Origin of the sequence: Nonomuraea sp. SBT364, from assembly GCF_001083785.1 — a bacterium.
In the GTDB taxonomy this organism is placed as follows: domain Bacteria; phylum Actinomycetota; class Actinomycetes; order Streptosporangiales; family Streptosporangiaceae; genus Nonomuraea.
Genome location: NZ_LAVL01000082.1, coordinates 1 through 18,778 on the forward strand (window position 1 = coordinate 1; position 18,778 = coordinate 18,778).

The 18,778-nt window shown below is 71.6% G+C and carries 16 protein-coding genes and 1 pseudogene; 13 read left to right on the forward strand and 4 right to left on the reverse strand.

All coding sequences use genetic code 11. The annotated features are described in order from the left end of the window. Nucleotides 1-130 precede the first annotated feature (130 nt). The 10 genes and pseudogenes from ADY59_RS29150 to ADY59_RS29195 all read left to right on the forward strand — a co-directional run bounded on the left by ADY59_RS29150 (nt 131) and on the right by ADY59_RS29195 (nt 11,178). On the forward strand, nt 131-910 hold the full coding sequence (locus tag ADY59_RS29150) for a hypothetical protein (RefSeq protein WP_156325807.1): 780 nt from the start codon (nt 131-133) through the stop codon (nt 908-910). 11 nt (nt 911-921) lie between these two features. Further along, nucleotides 922-2,082, forward strand: coding sequence for a GNAT family N-acetyltransferase (locus ADY59_RS29155; RefSeq protein WP_049568493.1), 1,161 nt, complete (start codon nt 922-924; stop codon nt 2,080-2,082). A 151-nt stretch (nt 2,083-2,233) separates the two neighbouring features. Further along, nucleotides 2,234-2,728 (forward strand): annotated as a pseudogene (ruvC, locus tag ADY59_RS29160) (crossover junction endodeoxyribonuclease RuvC); the annotation flags it as partial. 149 nt (nt 2,729-2,877) lie between these two features. Further along, a complete protein-coding gene (ruvA, locus tag ADY59_RS29165) occupies nt 2,878-3,498 on the forward strand; it encodes a Holliday junction branch migration protein RuvA (RefSeq protein WP_049568495.1) in 621 nt (206 codons plus the stop codon). A gap of 71 nt (nt 3,499-3,569) precedes the next feature. Then, nucleotides 3,570-4,601 (forward strand): Holliday junction branch migration DNA helicase RuvB, encoded by a 1,032-nt coding sequence (gene ruvB, locus ADY59_RS29170; protein ID WP_049568502.1) that lies wholly within the window; start codon nt 3,570-3,572, stop codon nt 4,599-4,601. A gap of 219 nt (nt 4,602-4,820) precedes the next feature. After that, nucleotides 4,821-5,186, forward strand: coding sequence for a preprotein translocase subunit YajC (gene yajC / locus ADY59_RS29175; RefSeq protein WP_231618952.1), 366 nt, complete (start codon nt 4,821-4,823; stop codon nt 5,184-5,186). A 43-nt stretch (nt 5,187-5,229) separates the two neighbouring features. Then, nucleotides 5,230-7,116: a protein translocase subunit SecD gene (gene secD, locus ADY59_RS29180; protein WP_231618953.1), complete on the forward strand. Its 1,887-nt coding sequence runs from the start codon at nt 5,230-5,232 to the stop codon at nt 7,114-7,116. Between the two features lies 1 nt (nt 7,117). Beyond that, nucleotides 7,118-8,122, forward strand: a complete 1,005-nt coding sequence (gene secF, locus ADY59_RS29185; RefSeq protein ID WP_049568511.1) for a protein translocase subunit SecF — start codon at nt 7,118-7,120, stop codon at nt 8,120-8,122. A 169-nt stretch (nt 8,123-8,291) separates the two neighbouring features. Beyond that, nucleotides 8,292-8,813, forward strand: coding sequence for an adenine phosphoribosyltransferase (locus ADY59_RS29190; RefSeq protein WP_197093916.1), 522 nt, complete (start codon nt 8,292-8,294; stop codon nt 8,811-8,813). A gap of 175 nt (nt 8,814-8,988) precedes the next feature. Next, nucleotides 8,989-11,178: a RelA/SpoT family protein gene (locus tag ADY59_RS29195; protein ID WP_049568515.1), complete on the forward strand. Its 2,190-nt coding sequence runs from the start codon at nt 8,989-8,991 to the stop codon at nt 11,176-11,178. A 4-nt stretch (nt 11,179-11,182) separates the two neighbouring features. Here ADY59_RS29195 and ADY59_RS50435 read toward each other — a convergent pair whose 3' ends face one another. From ADY59_RS50435 to ADY59_RS29215, 4 genes are all read right to left on the reverse strand, one after another. Continuing rightward, nucleotides 11,183-12,274 (reverse strand): cupin domain-containing protein, encoded by a 1,092-nt coding sequence (locus ADY59_RS50435; protein ID WP_197093917.1) that lies wholly within the window; start codon nt 12,272-12,274, stop codon nt 11,183-11,185. A gap of 17 nt (nt 12,275-12,291) precedes the next feature. Then, nucleotides 12,292-12,738 (reverse strand): GNAT family N-acetyltransferase, encoded by a 447-nt coding sequence (locus ADY59_RS29205; protein ID WP_231618954.1) that lies wholly within the window; start codon nt 12,736-12,738, stop codon nt 12,292-12,294. A gap of 20 nt (nt 12,739-12,758) precedes the next feature. Next, nucleotides 12,759-13,988 carry a DUF349 domain-containing protein gene (locus tag ADY59_RS29210; protein ID WP_049568578.1) on the reverse strand — a complete coding sequence of 410 codons (1,230 nt, stop codon included), beginning with the start codon at nt 13,986-13,988 and terminating at the stop codon, nt 12,759-12,761. A 61-nt stretch (nt 13,989-14,049) separates the two neighbouring features. After that, nucleotides 14,050-14,922 (reverse strand): peptidylprolyl isomerase, encoded by an 873-nt coding sequence (locus ADY59_RS29215; RefSeq protein WP_331459537.1) that lies wholly within the window; start codon nt 14,920-14,922, stop codon nt 14,050-14,052. 139 nt (nt 14,923-15,061) lie between these two features. Here ADY59_RS29215 and ADY59_RS29220 point away from each other — a divergent pair, with 139 nt between their 5' ends. From ADY59_RS29220 to aspS, 3 genes are read left to right on the forward strand one after another with little or no spacing between them, the layout of a single operon-like run. Next, nucleotides 15,062-15,742: an MBL fold metallo-hydrolase gene (locus ADY59_RS29220; RefSeq protein ID WP_049568520.1), complete on the forward strand. Its 681-nt coding sequence runs from the start codon at nt 15,062-15,064 to the stop codon at nt 15,740-15,742. Then, nucleotides 15,742-17,001, forward strand: a complete 1,260-nt coding sequence (gene hisS, locus ADY59_RS29225) for a histidine--tRNA ligase (protein WP_197093918.1) — start codon at nt 15,742-15,744, stop codon at nt 16,999-17,001. Before ADY59_RS29220 ends, hisS begins: the two co-directional genes overlap by 1 nt. Continuing rightward, nucleotides 16,998-18,731: an aspartate--tRNA ligase gene (gene aspS / locus ADY59_RS29230; protein WP_049568526.1), complete on the forward strand. Its 1,734-nt coding sequence runs from the start codon at nt 16,998-17,000 to the stop codon at nt 18,729-18,731. Before hisS ends, aspS begins: the two co-directional genes overlap by 4 nt. Nucleotides 18,732-18,778 lie beyond the last annotated feature (47 nt).

Genomic DNA, 18,778 nt, shown 5'->3' on the forward strand with positions numbered 1-18,778 from the left:
CCCCGTGCCCGGCCCGATGCCCCTCGGTCAGATGCCGCCCGGCCCGATGCCCCTCGGTCAGATGCCCTCCGGCCCCGTGTCCGGGCCTGTGGCGGGCGCTCATCCGGGCCTTGGTCCGGGTGCCGGTCCCGTGCCGGGGGAGCGGCGGGCGCCGGTGGTGGCGGTGGTCGTCGGCGTGGCGGCGCTGCTCGCCGTCGTGGCCGTCACGCTCTGGCTGACGTGGCCCTGGGTGGCGGCGCTGTTCGAGCCGGCGGACGAGGGCGGGCTGCCGTCCGGGCCGCGCACGCACGTGAACACCTGGGTGCCGGCCCTGGCGGGAGCCCTCGTGTCCGTCGGCGTCGCCTACCTGGCCGCGCTCGGCATCGGCGGGCTGCGGCCGCTGGGCCGGGGCAGCGAGTGGCTGCTGCTGCCGTTCGCGCCGTGGCTGTTCGTCGGCGCCGGCCCGCTCAGCATCGCCAACTGGAACACCCTGCGCGGCCTCGGCCTCATCGACACCTTCGTGGCGCTGATCCCGCCGCTGCTGATCAGCGTCCCCGCGCTGGTCATCCTGACTCTGCTGTGCAAGGGCCTGGCCGCCAGGACCGACCGCGACTTCCTGAGCGGCGTCCTGCTGCCCTCGCTGCCCATGGCGGGCATCCTGGTCCTGGCCGTCACCTTCCTGAACGCCCAGGACGTCCTGTGGCCCCTCCTGGTGGCCCATGATCCGGCCCTGGCCACCGCCCCCGTGGTCCAGGTGACGGCGCTCGGCCAGTTCACCGGCGGGCCGGTCCCGGCGGGGCTCGGCACCCCCCTGGTTGCCGTCTTGCTCATGCTGGCCGCCGCCGTCGCCGCGCAGCTGTACTACCTGGACCGGCTGGCCGTCACCGTCGGCCGGGATACCGGTTCGCCGCGGACCGTCCCTCTTGCGTAGGTTTGGGCACTGTGGAGATCCGTGACCTGACGGCCGACGACCTGGACGCCGCCCTCGACATCCGTAAGCGCGCGTTCGGGCTGCTGTCCGCCGCCGACATCACGAGCTGGCGCGCGACAGTGCTGCCCGACGTGGCCGAAGGCCGCTACCTCGGCGCCTCCGGCGGCGACCGGCTGACCGCGACGACCCGGCTCAGGCCGTTCACCCAGTGGTGGCACGGCAGGCCGCAGCCGCTCGCCGGGGTCGCGAGCGTCACCGTCAGCCCGGAGGACCGCGGGCGCGGCCTGGGCAGCTCGATCATGCGCGCCGCTCTGGAGCGGGCCGTCTCGATGGGCGACGCCGTGGCCGCGCTCTATCCGGCCACGACGCCGATCTACCGCAAGCTCGGCTTCGAGCACGCCGGGGCGCGGCACATCGTGACGCTCGCCGCCGAGGAGCTGCGGGTCCTCACGCCGGCGCAGCCGGTCAAAGTGCGCCGGATGGGGCCGGGCGACGCCGCCGAGGTCGTCTCGGTCCTGCACCGGGTGCACGGCGCGGCCCGCGCCAGCGGCCCCATCTCCTGGAACGAGACGATCTGGCGGCAGTGGCTCGGCGAGGAGGACGACTTCCTCTACCTGGCCGACGACGGCTTCGTCGTCTACCGCTGGAGCGGCTCCGACATCGAGGTCGAGAACCTCGTGGCGGGCTCCGCCGCGACCGCCGCGGCGCTGTGGTCGCTGGTGGGCACCGCCTCCTCGATCGCCAAGCGGGTCGTCGCCACCGTCGCCCCCGACGACCCCGTCCTGTGGCTGCTGCGCGAGCGCGGCAAGGAGCAGGTCGAGCAGACCCGGTGGATGTTCCGCGTGCTCGACGTGGCCGCGGCGGTGGAGCGGCGCGGCTACCCGGCGGGCGTGTCCGCCGCCGCGGTGGTGCGGGTGGACGACCCGCTGCGGCCCGCCAACTCCGGCGCTTGGCGGCTGGAGTTCTCCGGCGGCTCCGGCGCGGCCACGCGGCTGGACCGCGACCCGGCGGAGGGCACCCCGCTGCTCGGCGTCAACGCCCTGTCGGCCCTCTATGCCGGCGTCCCCGCCGCCACCCTGCGGCGCAGCGGCCTGATGTCCGGCGACGAGCGCCACGACGAGCTGCTCGACACCGTGTTCGCCGCCAAGCCGTACATGCTCGACTACTTCTGACGGGCGCTTCCCTGTCCCTCCGACGGACGCTTCCCGTACCTCTGACGGGCGTTTTCCGTACTTCCGGCGGGCGTTTCCCGGTGCGCGACCGGGCGCGCCGGGGTAGAGTCTCGTGCCGAACAGGTGTTCGGCGGGGCGGGGAGGCAGACCGGTGCGGGTGATGGGCGTCGATCCGGGGCTGACCCGGTGCGGCATCGGAGCCGTCGAGGGCCGCCCCGGCGCGCCGCTCGCGCTGGTCGCCGTCGGGGTGATCCGCACGGGCGCCGACGAGGAGCTGGGCACCCGGCTGGTGGGCATCGAGGCCGGGATCGAGAGCTGGCTCGACGAGGTGCGCCCCGACGCCGTCGCCGTCGAGCGGGTCTTCAGCCAGCACAACGTGCGCACCGTCATGGGCACCGCCCAGGCCGCCGGGATCGCGGTGCTCTGCGCCGCCCGGCGCGGCCTCCCGGTGGCCCTGCACACGCCCTCCGAGGTCAAGGCCGCCATCACCGGCAGCGGCACGGCCGACAAGAAGCAGATCGGCGCCATGGTGACCCGGCTGCTGCGCCTGAAGGAGATGCCCAGGCCGGCCGACGCGGCCGACGCGCTGGCGCTGGCCATCTGCCACGTCTGGCGCGGCGGCCCGCAGCACCGCCTGGCCGAGGCGCTCGCCACCGCCCAGCGCCGCGCCGCCGCAGGTCCCGCCCGGCGCGTCCCGGCGGGGCGGGCGGCCCCCGGGGCCTCCGCGGCCTCCGGGGCGGTCGCGGCGCGCGACGGCGAAGGGTCCCGGGAGAGTGTGACAGGAAAGGGCAAGCCGTGATCGCGTCGGTGGCCGGGCGGGTGACCGCGATCGCTCCAGACGGGGCGGTCATCGAGGTCGGCGGCGTCGGCATCCTGACCCACTGCACCCCCGGCACGCTCGCCACGCTCAGGATGGGCGAGGAAGCGCGGCTGGCCACCTCGCTGGTCGTGCGCGAGGAGTCGCTCACGCTCTACGGCTTCGCCACCGACGACGAGCGGGCCGTGTTCGAGCTGCTGCAGACGGCCAGCGGCGTCGGGCCCAAGCTGGCCCTGGCGATGCTCGCCGTGCACCCGCCCAACGCATTGCGCGTCGCGGTCGCCGCCGCCGACCTCAAGGCGCTCACCCAGGTCCCCGGCATCGGGCAGAAGGGCGCCCAGCGGATCGTGCTGGAGCTCAAGGACCGCCTGGGCACCCCGGAGGAGGCGGTCAACGCCGCGATCCGCGGCGACCGGCGCGTCGCCCTGTGGCGCGACCAGGTGCACTCCGGCCTGGTGGGGCTGGGCTATTCGGGCAGGGATGCCGACGAGGCCATCGCCGCCGTCGAGCCCGAGGCGGAGGCCGAGGTGGCCGCCGGGCGCTCCCCGCAGGTGGCCGTCCTGCTGAAGTCCGCGTTGCGAGCTCTGAGCGTCCGATGACAGCCGGTCGCCGGGCGGGTGCCGCGATGGGATGCTTGGCCCGTGCGCGGGTCGCGGGAGGCGGGTGAGCCATGAGTTTCGAACGGGAGCTGGTGTCGCCCGACGCCGGCGGCGACGAGCTGCAGATCGAGGCCGCGCTGCGGCCGAAACGGCTGGCGGAGTTCATCGGCCAGGCCCGCGTCAGGGAGCAGTTGTCGCTGGTCCTGGAGAGCGCGCTGCGCCGGCAGCGGCCGCCCGACCACGTGCTGATGAGCGGCTCGCCCGGGCTCGGCAAGACGACGCTCGCCATGATCATCGCCGCGGAGCTGGGCGCGCCGCTGCGCATCACCTCGGGCCCCGCGCTGGAGCGGGCCGGTGACCTGGCGGCCATCCTGTCCACCCTCGCCGAGGGCGAGGTGCTGTTCATCGACGAGATCCACCGGATGGCCAGGCCCGCCGAGGAGATGCTCTACCTGGCGATGGAGGACTTCCGGGTCGACATCGTCGTCGGCAAGGGGCCGGGCGCGACCGCGATCCCGCTGGAGATCGCGCCGTTCACGCTGGTGGGCGCCACCACGCGGGCGGGGCTGCTGCCCGCGCCGCTGCGCGACAGGTTCGGCTTCACCGCGCACATGGACTTCTACGAGCCCGAGGAGCTGGAGCTGGTGCTGCACCGCTCGTCCGGGCTGCTCGGCGTCGCGCTGCCGGAGGAGGGCGCGCACGAGATCGCCCGCCGCTCGCGCGGCACGCCGCGCATCGCCAACCGGCTGCTGCGCCGGGTGCGCGACTTCGCCGACGTACGCGCCGGCGGGGTGATCGACCGGGAGATCGCGGCGGCGGCGCTCAATCTTTACGAAGTCGACGCCGAAGGGCTCGACCGGCTCGACCGGGCGGTGCTCGGCGCCCTGCTGCGCAAGTTCGGCGGCGGCCCCGTCGGGCTGTCCACGCTGGCGGTCGCCGTGGGCGAGGAGCCGGAGACCGTGGAGGTCGTGGCGGAGCCGTTCCTGGTGCGCCAGGGGCTGCTCGCGCGCACGCCACGCGGCCGGGTGGCCACCGCCGCGGCCTGGACGCACCTGGGGATGACACCCCCACCAGACGCGTTCGGAGCTACACTTTTCGACTGATTACAGAACGGTTGCAACCGTTTCAAATTGGGAACTTCCCCGCGCGCCGAAACGCTGCTTCGTTGCCGCGTTTCGCAACAACCGCCTACACTCCGTGGCTTGGCTGGCTGTGTAGGCTGACGGGCTGAGCGGCGCGGCCCGACGCAACGCACGGAATTTCCGGCGCGAGGCCGGTGTCAAACTTCTTTGTACGACGATGGAAGGTCGCCCCTGATGGACATGGGACAACTCGGAAGCATCCTGCCGCTGATCCTTCTGGTGGTGGTGTTCTACTTCCTGCTGATCCGCCCGCAGCGCAAGCGCCAGCAGGAGGCGATCAAGATGCAGAACTCCCTGGCGCCCGGCGCCCGCGTGATGACCACCACCGGCCTGTTCGGCACGGTCGTCACGGTGGACAACGAGGACGTCGTCCTGGAGGTGGCCCCCGGCATCGAGACCCGCTGGGTCAAGGCCGCCATCGGCCGCGTGGTGACGCCGGGTGAGCCGGTGGCCGACGAGCCCGTCATCGATGAGGGCGACGACACGGTCGCGGGCGAGAGCGGCACCGCGGACGGCGACCAGGACTCCAACACCAAGAAGTCCTGAGCAGGCTCAGCCACCAACCCCTATCCGAAAGAACTGACGACCAGTGGCCCGACCGACCAGCAGCCACAGCAAGCCGGGGCGCACGCTCCTGCTGCTCCTGGCGCTCATCCTCGCCCTGGGCGGGACGATGTTCCTGCAGCAGGCGTTCACGCCCAAGCTGGGACTCGACCTCGCCGGTGGCACGACGGTGACGCTGTCACCCGTCACCCAGACCGGTGCGGCTCCGCCTGAGGAGATCCTGGACCGCGCGGTCAACATCATCCGCGACCGGGTCAACGGCACCGGCATCTCCGACGCAGAGGTCGCCAAGTCCGGCGACAACATCATCATCTCGATCCCGGGCGTCGGGCAGAGCGAGGCCATCAAGCTGGTCGCCACCACCGCGGAGCTGCGGTTCCGGCAGGTGCTCTGGATGGAGCTCACGCAGCTCGGCCAGGAGCAGCTCGCCACGGAGGCGCCGACGCCCACGGGCTCGGCCTCGCCGGGCGCCTCCTCCTCCCCCGAAGCCTCCTCCCCGGCCTCTCCCGGCGCGTCGCCCGACGCCACCCCGGCCTCGCCGGACGCCTCGCCCGACGCCACGCCGTCGACGACGGTGCAGCCCCGGTCGATGCCGTCGCGCTCGCCGGCCGGTGACCAGCCGAGCGCGTCCCCGACGGGCAAGGCCCTGTCGTCGGCGCTGACCTCGCCGGTCCCGTCCCAGTCCCCGACCGCCAGGCAGGGTGACGACCGTCAGGGCGACGACAAGCAGGACGACAAGAAGGGTGACCAAAAGGGCGCCAAGGCGTCCGCCACCCCGACCCCGCAGCCGTCGCAGGACCCCAACGCGGGCATCAACACCCAGGGCGTCGACCCGGCGGTGCTCAAGCAGTTCCACGCGCTCGACTGCACCGACCCGAAGAACCGCGGCCAGGGCGTCCAGGACGACCCGAACAAGCAGTACGCCGCCTGTGAGGCCGACGGCAGCTTCAAGTACATCCTCGACGTCGCCAAGGTCGTCGGCACCGACATCGACACCGCCACCTCGGGCGTCCAGCAGGGCAGCACCGAGTGGGTCGTCCAGCTCGACTTCAAGAGCAAGGGCGCCACGGAGTGGAGCAAGCTCACCTCCACCGCCTTCAACTCCCAGGAGCCGCGCAACAAGGTCGCGGTCGTCCTGGACGGCGTGGTCATCACCGCCCCGAACATCATCAGCCCCATCCCCGGCGGCCGCGCGGAGATCACCGGCGGCTTCGACCAGGTGAGCGCGGGCGAGCTGGCCGAGCAGCTCAAGTACGGCGCGCTCCCGCTGAAGTTCGAGCGCAGCTCCATCGACACCGTCTCCTCGACCCTGGGCCAGGACCAGCTCGAAGGCGGCCTGGTCTCCGGCATCATCGGCCTGGCGCTGGTCGTCGTCTACTGTCTGCTCTACTACCGCGGCCTGGGCATCGTCGCCGTGCTGAGCCTCGTGGTGGCCTCGATCCTCACCTACACCGCCGTGGTCGTGCTCGGCCACAACGCCGGCTTCCGCCTGTCGCTGCCGCACATCATCGGCCTGGTGGTCTCCATCGGCATCACCGCCGACTCCTTCATCGTGTACTTCGAACGCATCCGTGATGAGATGAAGGAAGGCAGACGGTCGCTCCGCACGGCCGTCGAGGTGGCCTGGGTCCGCGCCCGGCGCACGATCCTGATCGCCGACGCCGTCATGTTCATCGCCGCGGTCGTGCTCTACCTGCTGGCGGTGGGCGGCGTGGCAGGGTTCGCGTTCGCGATGGGCCTGACCACGCTGATCGACATCGTGGTGGTGTTCATGTTCACGAAGCCGTTCATCGCGCTCCTGGCGAGGATGAAGTTCTTCGCCAAGGGGCACCCGCTGTCCGGCCTCGACGCCGAACGCATGAGCGTCGAATCCGCCGGCTCCGGCCGCAAGACCACCCCGCAGGAGGCCTGAGATGGGATTGGGGCGTCGCCTCTATCGGGGCGAGATCGACGTCGACTTCGTCGGCAAGTGGCGGCTGTGGTACAGCCTGTCCGGGATTCTGCTGGCCATCTCCATCGCCGGGCTGCTGATCAACGGCCTCAACCTGGGCGTCGAGTTCAAGGGCGGATCCGTCTTCTCCTGGCAGCCGAAGTCGGCCGTCAGCATCGAGCAGGTCCGCGAGACGTTCCTGGACGAGGGCGTGCACCAGCCGATCGTGCAGACGGCCGGCGAGCGCTACCGGGTGACGACCGAGACGCTGCCCGAGAGCACCACGCTCGAGATGCAGAACGTGATCGCCAAGGAGTACGGCGTCGCGGTCAACGAGGTCAACATCCAGTCGATCGGCGCCTCCTGGGGCGGTGAGGTGTCCACCAAGGCCTGGTGGGGCCTGGCCGCCTTCATGGTGGCGATCATCCTGTACCTGTCGATGGCGTTCGAGCCGAAGATGGCGCTGGCCGCGATCGTCGCGCTCATCCACGACCTGGTCATCACCGCGGGCATCTACGCCTGGTCGGGCTTCGAGGTCACCCCGGCGACCCTGCTGGGCTTCCTGACGATCCTCGGCTACTCGCTGTACGACGCGGTCGTGGTGTTCGACATGATCAAGGAGGTCACGGCCAAGCTGGGCGCCACGTCGAAGCAGACCTACTCGATGGCGGCCAACGACGCCCTGAACCACACGCTGATCCGGTCGCTGAACACCTCGCTGGTGGCGATCCTGCCGGTGGCGGCGATCCTGTTCATCGGCACCACGGTGCTGGGCGCGGGCACGCTGAAGGACCTGTCGCTGGCCCTGTTCGTCGGCATGATCGTCGGCACCTACTCCTCCATCTGCGTGGCCACGCCGCTGCTGGTGACGCTCAAGGAGCGGGAGCCGAAGTATCAGGCCATCGCCCGCCGGCTGGCCTCCACCGGCGGCGGCAAGGGCGCCAAGGGGTCGAAGGGCTCCAAAAGCGCGGCCGTAGCCAAGGGCTGACCCGCTTCGCCGACGCCCCCGCCCGACGACCGGGCGGGGGCGTCGGCGTGCCTGAACGCCCCGGTGAGCGCCTGCCGGGCCGGCGACGGGCCACGGAGGCGCTGGTCGGAATACCGCCCGTCATGGGCCATCATGGAGCCCGCAAGCGTGGACGGCCCCGAGGAGTGACGTGAAGACCGAGCTGAGCACGATGATCCTGGCACGCATCCGGGACATCCCCGACTATCCCCAGCCCGGAGTGCTGTTCAAGGACATCACCCCGCTGCTGGACGACCCGGTGGCGTTCGCGGCCGTGGTGGACGAGCTCGCGGGGCTGCACCAGGTCGACAAGATCGTCGGCATCGAGGCGCGCGGCTTCATCCTGGCCGCCCCGGTGGCCTACCGGGCCGCCGCGGGATTCGTACCGGTCAGGAAGAAGGGCAAACTGCCTGCCGCCACGCTGGAGGCGTCCTACGATCTGGAGTACGGTTCCGCGACCATCGAGGTGCACGCCGACGCGTTCCAGCCCGGTGACCGCGTGCTCATCGTCGACGACGTGCTGGCCACCGGCGGCACGGCGGAGGCCACGGTCGAGCTCGTGAGCAGGGCCGGAGCCGAGGTCGTCGGCGTGGCCGTCCTGATGGAGCTCGCCTTCCTCAAGGGGCGCGAGCGCCTGACGGGAGTCGACACCCACGCCCTGGTGATCGTCTGAGCAGGACCCGCGGCGGGCCAGGTTCGCCGCCTGGATACACTGGGGGACCTGGACTCGAACGTGAGGAGTCTGTGTGCCCCGTGATGTGGTCGCGCCCGACGTAACGGACGCAGGCAGCGCCGAGACCGTGCCCGGCGCGCCCGCGGCACGTCGAAGGCGATTTGGGGGTGGTGGTATGAATCCGGTGCTGGAGCCGCTGTTCCGGACCGTCCGCGCCACCCATCCCAAGGCCGACCTGCGGCTGATCGAGCGCGCCTACGACGTGGCCGCCCATCACCACCGCGATCAGAAGCGCAAGAGCGGCGACCCGTACATCACCCATCCGCTGGCCGTGGCGACGATCCTGGCCGAGCTCGGCACCGACGACGAGACGCTCTGCGCGGCCCTGCTGCACGACACGGTCGAGGACACCGCCTACAGCCTCGACGAGCTGCGCGCCGACTTCGGCGACACGATCGGCTCGCTGGTCGACGGCGTCACCAAGCTCGACAAGGTCAAGTTCGGCGACGCCGCGCAGGCCGAGACCGTGCGCAAGATGGTCGTCGCCATGTCGCGCGACATCCGGGTGCTCATCATCAAGCTGGCCGACCGGCTGCACAACATGCGCACCATGCGCTACCTGCCCGAGCACAAGCGCCACCAGAAGTCCCGCGAGACCCTGGAGATCTTCGCCCCGCTGGCCCACCGCCTGGGCATGAACACGATCAAGTGGGAGCTGGAAGACCTGGCGTTCGCCATGCTCTATCCCAAGCGCTACGACGAGATCGCGCGCATGGTGTCGGAGCGGGCGCCGCGCCGCGATCTGTTCCTGCAGGAGGTCATCGAGAAGGTCTCCGGCGACCTGCGCGACGCCAGGATCCGCGCCGTGGTCAAGGGCCGGCCGAAGCACTACTACTCGGTCTACCAGAAGATGATCGCCCGCGACGTCGCCTTCGACGACATCTACGACCTGGTGGGCATCCGGGTCCTCGTCGACAGCGTGCGTGACTGCTACGCGGCGCTCGGAACGATCCACGCGCGCTGGAACCCGGTCCCCGGCCGGTTCAAGGACTACATCGCGATGCCCAAGTTCAACATGTACCAGTCGCTGCACACCACGGTGATCGGTCCCGAGGGCAAGCCGGTCGAGCTGCAGATCCGCACGCACGGCATGCACCACCGGGCCGAGTACGGCGTGGCCGCGCACTGGAAGTACAAGGAGGAGGTCGGCGGCCCCGGCCCCGCCGGCAAGGTCAAGCCGGGCAGCGACATGGCCTGGCTGCGCCAGCTCCTCGACTGGCAGAAGGAGACCGCCGACCCGGGCGAGTTCCTGGAGTCGCTGCGCTTCGACCTGTCGGTGTCGGAGGTCTACGTCTTCACCCCCAAGGGCCAGGTCATCCCGCTGCCCGAGGGGGGCACCCCGGTCGACTTCGCCTACGCCGTGCACACCGAGGTCGGCCACCGGTGCATCGGCGCCCGCGTCAACGGCCGGCTGGTGCCGCTGGAGTCGCGGCTCGGCAACGGCGACACGGTGGAGATCTTCACCTCCAAGTCGCCCGACGCCGGGCCGTCGCGCGACTGGCTCAAGTTCGTCAAGTCCGGCCGCGCCCGTAACAAGATCCGCCAGTGGTTCTCCAAGGAGCGCCGCGAGACCGCGATCGAGGCGGGCAAGGAGGCCATCGGGCGGGCGATGCGCAAGCAGGGCCTGCCGCTGCAGCGGCTGATGTCCGGCGAGGCGCTGCTGGCCCTGGCCCGCGACCTGCGCTACCCGGACGTCTCGGCCCTCTACGCCGCCGTGGGCGAGGGCCACACGGCCGCCCAGACGGTCGTGCAGAAGCTCGTGGCGTCCATCGGCGGGGTGGAGAGCGCCGAGGAGGACATCGCCGAGACGTCGCTGCCCACGCGCCTGCGCGGCCGCCCCAGGGGCGGCGGGGCCGGCGTGGTCGTGGCGGGCGACGCCGACGTGTGGGTACGGCTGTCCAAGTGCTGCACGCCGGTGCCCGGTGACGAGATCGTCGGTTTCGTCACCCGCGGGCACGGCGTGTCGGTGCACCGCGACGACTGCACCAACATCCAGCAGCTGCGGACCCAGCCGGACCGGCTGGTCGAGGTGAGCTGGTCGCCGGGCGACGACAGCGTGTTCCTGGTCGCGATCCAGGTCGAGGCGCTGGACCGGCCCCGGCTGCTGTCCGACGTCACCCGTACGCTGTCCGACCAGCACGTCAACATCCTCAGCGCCTCGGTCACCACCTCCCGCGACCGGGTGGCGGTCAGCAAGTTCACCTTCGAGATGGGCGATCCCAAGCACCTGGGCCACGTGCTCAAGGCCGTCAGGAGCATCCAGGGCGTCTTCGACGTCTACCGGGTCAGCGGCGCAGGCAGCTGACCGGTCATCGGGGCCGCAGGTCGGGCAGGTTGACGACGATCGCCTCCTGGGTGCTGCGCGCGATGACGACGACGGCCTCCTGCGACGGGTCGGGGTTCTCCTCGCGGTGGGGGACGTACGGCGGCACGAAGACGTAGTCGCCCGGCTCGGTGTCGACGCGCCTCTCCCGCCCGTCCTCCAGGAAGACGAACGACGGGGTGCCGCTGACCACGTAGATGGCGGTCTCGGAGTCGCCGTGGTGGTGGTCGGCCGAGCGGGTGGCCGGGGCGACGTGCGTCCGGCCCATCCAGAGCCGCCGCGACCCGGTGGTCGCGTCGCTGATGGCCGCCAAGCGGCGCATGCCGGACGTCTGCGCCGTGCCGCCGGACAGGCCGGACGACGGGACGTGGCGCAGCGGCTGGTGGAAGGGGTCGGCCTCGGTCCGGTAGCCCTCCCACAGGCGGCCGCCCGCGCGGTCGAGGACGCCCGAGGCGACGGCGGCCAGCCGGGCCGGGTCGTCGCGGGCGGCGAGCAGTTCGGCGGCCAGCTCCGGGTCCTGCGCGCGCAGCTCGCGCAACAGCCACTTGCCGGTGCCGTGCCAGTGCCCCGCCAGCGACAGCGCCATCCTGGCGGTCTCCTCGACGACGTGCCAGGCGGTGAAGGCGTGCTCGCCGGGATCGCCGCCGCCCGCCAGGTCGTCCAGCAGGTCGGACAGGACGTAGCGGGCCCGGTCGAGCCGCCGGGCCGGCAGCGGGCCGGGCCCGGCGTCCAAACGGGCCCGCAGCTCGCGCTGCAGCTCGGCGGCCAGGCCGTCGGAGCGGTCGACCAGCAGGACGCCGTCCGCGCACAGGCGCAGCAGCGTCGGCAGGTCGCGCGAGACGTCCTGCTCGACGAAGGCGAGCAGGCTCGTCCGGCTGTGCACGAGCAGCTCCACCGGCCACTCCCGCCACCGGCGCGACTCCTTGACGGGCCGGGCCAGGCCGTCGATCACCACGACGATGTCGAGGTCGGAGGTGGGCGTGCGCCGCCCGGTCACCGAGCTGCCGCCGAGGAAGGCGTACAGGGCGTCGGGGAAGAGCTCCCCGACCAGGGTGCGCGCGGCCGTCACGGGATCCATGACGGCCAGCATAGGACTCACAGCGGCCGGGAGAACGTGACCAGGTCGTTACCGGGGCCGTTGTAGCCGGGCACCGGCGGGCTCGCGGTGAAGCCCAGTCGGCGGTGGAAGGCGATCGACGCCTCGTTGACGGGGGAGGTGATCGCCCTGACCACGTGGCAGCCGCGGTCGCGGGCCAGCTCGAAGAAGCGCCCGTACAGGCGCCTGCCCAGGCCGCCCGCCCGCACGTCCGGGCTGACGCCGACGAAGTGGATGTACGCCTCGCCCGGCAGCGACGGCGAGACGAGGCCGACCAGGAAGCCGGCCAGCCCGCCGCCCGGCCCCTCGGCCACGAAACTGGTGCGGTGGAAGTGGTCGAGGAACAGGCGGGGGAGCGAGGGCAGCACCGGCCGCCCCCACCACTCGTCGACCACCGCCGCGATCGCGTCGTAATCGCCGGGCACGGCGAACCGGACACCGGTCACGATTACGGTCACCGTTACGGTCAGCTGAACTCGGCCAGGGTGCGCTCGGCCTCCTCCAGCCAGGAGCGGCGGGCGATGATCGCCTCCTCGGCCTCCTTGACGTCCTTGGCCCGGCCGGCCGCCTGGGCCTTGGCCAGGCGCTTCTCCAGCTGCTCGATCGAGGTGCGGAGCTGGTCGACCGTGCTCTGCGCGCGGGCGCGGGCCTCGGGGTTGGAGCGCTTCCACTCGGCGTCCTCGGCCTTGCGCACGGCGTCGTCCACCTTGCGCAGCCCGCCCTCGAGCCGGTCGCGCTGCTCGCGCGGCACCGGCCCGGCGGCCTCCCAGCGCTCCAGGAGGTTGCGCAGCGCCGCCCTGGCCGCGCGCACGTCGGTGATGGGCAGCAGCTTCTCGGCCTCGATCAGGAGCTCCTGCTTCACCTCCGCGTTGGCCGCCAGCGAGGCGTCACGCTCGGCGAAGACGGCCGAACGCGCCTGGAAGAACTGGTCCTGGGCGCCCTTGAAGCGTGCCCACAGCTCGTCCTCGGCCTCCCGGGAGGCCCGGCCCGCGTTCTTCCAGCGCTGCATGAGGTCGCGGTAGACGGCCGCGGTCTCGCCCCAGTCGGTCGAGCCCGAGATCGCCTCCGCCTCGGCCACGATGGCCTCCTTGGCGGCGCGTATGCCCTCACGCTGCTCGTCGAGCCCGGCGAAGTAGTGCTTGCGCCGCTTGGCGAAGGAGGTGCGGGCGGCCGAGAGCCGCTTCCACAGCTGCGCCTCGGTGACCCGGTCGATGCGGTCGGCGGCCTTCCACTCCTCGACGAGCTGGCGCAGCCGCTCGCCGCCGGACTTCCAGTGGGTGGTCTCGTCGGCGATGCGCTCGGCCTCGGCGACGATCCGCTCCTTGATGCCCCTGGCTTCGACGCGGGCCTGCTCGCGCGCCGCCTTGACCTCCTCGCGGCGCTGGGCGACCAGCTCCGACAGGGTGTCGAGACGGGCCGCCAGCGCGCCCAGGTCGCCGACGGCGTGCGCCTCGGCGACCGCTTCGCGCAGCTTGACGATGCTCGCCTCGGCCTGGGCCGGGGCGAGGTCGGTGCCGCGGACGCGCTGCTCCAGCAGCTGGACCTGGCCGGCCAGTTCGTCGAACTTGCGATGGAAGTAGGCCAGTGCCTCTTCGGGCTCTCCGGCCTGCCAGGACCCGACGGCCCGCTCTCCCTCAGCCGTACGCACGTAGACGGTGCCGTCGTCGTCTACCCGGCCCCACGGGTCGGTGCTCACCGTGTCCTCCCGCACTTTCCATCAGACCCTTCGGGACTCTTCGTCCCTAGTTTGTATTACGTCAGCTCTTGCCGCTGATTGTCACGTCTTTGATTTCGACGGTTTCCTTGGGCGCTCCGGTCCCATCGCCCGAGTCGCCTATGACGCCCGCCTTGTTCACCTTGTCCAGGATGTCGAGCCCCTTGGTGATCGTACCCACCGGTGTGTAATCCGGGGTGAGCCCGATGTCGCCGAACACGAGGAAGAACTGGCTCCCGGTCGAGCCCGGCGCCTGCGTCTTGGCCATCGCCATCACGCCGCGCTTGTAGGTGGCGCCCTCCAGGTTCTCCTCGACCATCACGTAGCCCGGGCCGCCCGAGCCGTCGCCCGCGGCCTTGCCGTCGGCCTTGGCCGTCGGGTCGCCGCACTGCAGCATCGGGAACTTCTCGCTGCCGAGCCGGTGGCACTTGCTGCCGTCGTAGAAGCCCTTGCCGGCCAGGTGCTCCAGCGAGTTGACGGTGCACGGCGCCTTGGCGTTGTCCAGCTCCACCACGATGTCGCCCTGGTTGGTCTTGAGCGTCATCGTCTTGGTGGCGGGCTTGAGCTTCACCTCCGCCGGCGGCATGCCGACGTCCTTGACCTGCCCGCCCGCCGTGTCGGCGACGTAGCCGCAGGTGCCCGTCGCCGGATCGTACGGCTTGGGCTGCGCGGCCGCCGCCGCGGTGTCCTGCGGCGCGGACGCCGTCGGGGTGCTCGCGGCCTCCGTGGCGGGGTCGCTCCCGCCGCCCAGCACCGCCACCGCGGCGACGATGCCGCCCACCACGACGACCACGCCCACCGTGGAGCCGATGATCGCGGTGCGCTTGTTGCGCTGCTCGCGCTCCAGGCGGCGCTGCATCTGCCGCTCGTGGTGCTCGCGTGCCAGCTGCTTCTGCCGGTCCTTCCCCGTGGCCACCGCTTTGCCTCCCATAGTCAATCAACTGAGGTGGGCGAATCGTATCGGCCAACGGGTAATGATTCGCAGCCCGGCGACCCGCACCGGTACCCTTCGGTTACATTCCCATTGGCTTTTTTGACGAGATCAGCTGAGGCAGATGCTCATCGCCGGCTTCCCCGCAGGGGCCTTCCAGACCAATTGTTACGCCGTCGCGCCCGCTGCGGGCGAGGAGTGCGTCATCATCGATCCAGGTCAGGACGCCACCGACGGAGTCGAGGAGATGCTGCGCGAGCATCGGCTCAAGCCGGTCGCGGTCCTGCTCACCCACGGCCACCTCGACCACGTCTGGTCGGTGGCCCCGGTCTGCGGCGCGCGCGACGTCCCCGCCTGGATCCATCCCGACGACCGGCACCTGCTGAGCGATCCGGCCGCCGGCTGGTCGCCGACGAGCGCCTCGCTGTTCGGCGGCGTCACGCTGAGCGAGCCCGACGACGTCCGCGAGCTGACCGACGGCGCCGTGCTGGAGCTGGCCGGCCTGGAGTTCACCGTCGACCACACGCCCGGCCATACCAGGGGGTCGGTGAGCTTCCGGCTGCCCGCCGACGAGATCATGTTCGCGGGCGACCTGCTGTTCGCCGGCTCCATCGGCCGCTCCGACCTGCCGGGCGGCGACTATCCGACGATCCTGCGCAGCCTCGCCACCAAGTGCCTGCCGCTGCCTGACGATACGGTCGTCCTGCCGGGCCACGGACCACAGACCACGATCGGCCACGAGCGCGCCACCAATCCTTATCTCAAGGAGGCCGCGCCGCACGCCGGTCCCACACGAGGAATCTGATGACTTTCCAAGCACCGAAGGGCACCTTCGACTGGCTGCCACCCCGCTCCGAGCAGGTTCTCGCCGTCCGCGAGGCGCTCGTCGCCCCGGTACGGCTGGCGGGTTACGGCTATGTCGAGACGCCCGTCTTCGAAGACACCCAGCTGTTCGCCAGGGGCGTGGGCGAGTCGACCGACATCGTCTCCAAGGAGATGTACACCTTCCCCGACAAGGCCGGCCGCTCGCTGACCCTGCGGCCCGAGGGCACCGCGTCCGTGGTGCGCGCCGTCCTGCAGCACAACCTCCACACCGGGCAGCTCCCGGTCAAGGTGTGGTACTCCGGCAGCCAGTTCCGCTACGAGCGCGCCCAGAAGGGCCGCTACCGCCACTTCTGGCAGGTCGGCGCGGAGGCGCTCGGGTCCGAGGACCCGGCGCTCGACGCCGAGCTCATCGTGCTCGCCGCCCAGGGCTTCGCCTCGCTCGGCCTGACGGACGTCCGGCTGCTGGTCAACTCGCTCGGAGACAAGACCTGCCGGCCCGTCTACCGGGCCGCGCTGCAGGACTTCCTGCGCGGCCTCGACCTCGACGACGACACCCGCGCCCGGATCGAGATCAACCCGTTGCGCGTGCTCGACGACAAGCGGCCCGAGGTACAGGCACAGCTCGACGGCGCGCCCCTGGTCGTCGACCACCTGTGCGCCGCCTGCAAGGCCTACCACGAGGAGGTGCGGTCCCTGCTGACCGCCTCCGGCGTCGCCTTCGAGGACGACCCCAGGCTCGTGCGCGGCCTCGACTACTACACCCGCACCACGTTCGAGTTCGTGCACGGCGGGCTCGGCTCGCAGTCGGCCATCGGCGGCGGCGGCCGCTACGACGGGCTCAGCGAGATGCTCGGCGGCCCGCCGCTGCCCAGCGTCGGCTGGGCGCTCGGCGTCGACCGCACGTTCCTGGCCATGGAGGCCGAGGGCCTGCTGCCCGAGGCCGCGCCGGGCCGCGTCCAGGTGTACGGTGTCGCGCTGGGTGACGACGCCCGCCGCCGGATGTTCCACCTCGTCGCGGAGCTGCGCCGGGCGGGCGTCAGCGCCGACATGGCCTTCGGCGGCAAGGGGCTCAAGGGCGCGATGAAGGGCGCCGACCGCTCGGGCGCCCGGTTCGCGCTCATCCTGGGCGAGCGTGACCTGGCCGCCGAGGCCGCGCAAGTGAAAGACCTGACCACCGCTGAGCAGACCGAGGTGCCGCTGGCCCGGGTCGTCGACGTCTTGAAGGGGAAAGTGCAGTGATCCGCACGCATAAGGCCGGGTCGCTCCGCGAGGAGCACGCCGGGCAGCAGGTGACGCTCGCAGGATGGGTGGCACGCCGCCGTGATCACGGCGGCGTGGTCTTCATCGACCTGCGCGACGCCTCCGGCTCGGCGCAGGTGGTCTTCCGCGAGGAGGACCACGCCCACGACCTGCGCGCCGAATACTGCGTGCAGGTGACCGGCCTGGTACGGGTGCGGCCCGAGGGCAACGAGAACCCCGAGCTGCCCACCGGCGCGATCGAGGTCGTGGCCGAGCGGGTCGAGGTGCTCAGCGAGTCGGCGCCGCTGCCGTTCCCCATCGAGGGCAACGTGGGCGTGTCGGAGGAGGCGCGGCTGAAGTACCGCTACCTCGACATCCGCCGCCAGCAGGTGGCCACCGCGATGCGCACCCGATCCAAGGCCACCTACCTGGCCAACGAGGTGATGCACGAGCTCGACTTCGTCTACGTCGAGACGCCGACGCTGACCCGCTCCACCCCCGAGGGCGCGCGCGACTTCCTGGTGCCGGTGCGCCTGCAGCCGGGCAACTGGTACGCGCTGCCGCAGTCGCCGCAGCTGTTCAAGCAGCTGCTCCAGGTGGCCGGGCTGGAGCGCTACTACCAGCTCGCCAAGTGCTACCGCGACGAGGACCTGCGCGCCGACCGGCAGCCGGAGTTCACCCAGATCGACGTGGAGATGTCCTTCGTCGACCAGGAGGACGTCATCGAGGTCGGCGAGAAGCTGATCGGCAGGCTGTGGCGGGAGCTCGCCGGCTACGAGATCCCCATGCCGCTGCCCCGCATGACCTACGCCGACGCGATGGCCCGCTACGGCTCCGACAAGCCCGACCTGCGCTTCGGCCAGGAGCTCGTCGAGATGACGGACTACTTCTCCGGCACCTCCTTCCGCGTCTTCCAGGCCGACTACGTGGGCGCGGTCGTCATGCCCGGCGGCGCCTCGCAGACCCGCAAGGAGCTCGACGGCTGGCAGGAGTGGGCGCGCAGCCGAGGCGCCAAGGGCCTGGCGTACGTGCTCGTCCAGGAAGACGGCACGCTCGGCGGCCCGGTGGCCAAGAACCTGTCCGAGGCCGAGACCTCCGGCCTGGCGGCCAAGGTGGGCGCCAAGCCCGGCGACGCGGTCTTCTTCGCGGCCGGCGCCCGCGGCGCCTCGCGTGACCTGCTCGGCGCGGCCCGGCTGGAGATCGGCCGGCGCTGCGACCTCATCGACGAGTCGCAGTGGTCGTTCCTGTGGGTCGTCGACGCGCCCATGTTCGAGGAGGACGGCGAGGGCGGCTGGACCGCCGTGCACCACCCGTTCACCGGCCCCAAGCCCGAATGGGCCGACAACTTCCAGGACCATCCGGCCGAGGCCCTGGCCTACGCCTACGACATGGTCTGCAACGGCATGGAGATCGGCGGCGGCTCGATCCGTATCCACCGGGCCGAGATGCAGCAGCGCGTCTTCGACGTGCTGGGCATCTCCAAGGAGGAGGCGGAGAGCAAGTTCGGCTTCCTGCTGGAGGCGTTCAAGTACGGCCCGCCCCCGCACGGAGGCATCGCCTACGGCTGGGACCGGATCTGCATGCTGCTGTCGGGCGGCGAGTCGATCCGCGACGTGATCGCCTTCCCGAAGACCGCCTCCGGCTTCGACCCGCTCACCGGCGCGCCCACGCCCATCACCGGCGTCCAGCGCAAGGAGGCGGGCGTCGACGCCCAGCCCAAGGAGAGCTGACCGCGCACATGGAAACGGCAGGCGTCGTGCGACGCCTGCCGTTTCCG

Coding starts and splice junctions, on each gene's coding strand:
- hisS (WP_197093918.1), top strand. CDS start 15,742: ATGACTTTCCAAGCACCGAAGGGCACCTTCGACTGGCTGCCACCCCGC.
- secF (WP_049568511.1), top strand. CDS start 7,118: ATGGGATTGGGGCGTCGCCTCTATCGGGGCGAGATCGACGTCGACTTC.
- ADY59_RS29195 (WP_049568515.1), top strand. CDS start 8,989: ATGAATCCGGTGCTGGAGCCGCTGTTCCGGACCGTCCGCGCCACCCAT.
- ruvB (WP_049568502.1), top strand. CDS start 3,570: ATGAGTTTCGAACGGGAGCTGGTGTCGCCCGACGCCGGCGGCGACGAG.
- ADY59_RS29220 (WP_049568520.1), top strand. CDS start 15,062: ATGCTCATCGCCGGCTTCCCCGCAGGGGCCTTCCAGACCAATTGTTAC.
- yajC (WP_231618952.1), top strand. CDS start 4,821: ATGGGACAACTCGGAAGCATCCTGCCGCTGATCCTTCTGGTGGTGGTG.
- ADY59_RS50435 (WP_197093917.1), bottom strand. CDS start 12,274: ATGGATCCCGTGACGGCCGCGCGCACCCTGGTCGGGGAGCTCTTCCCC.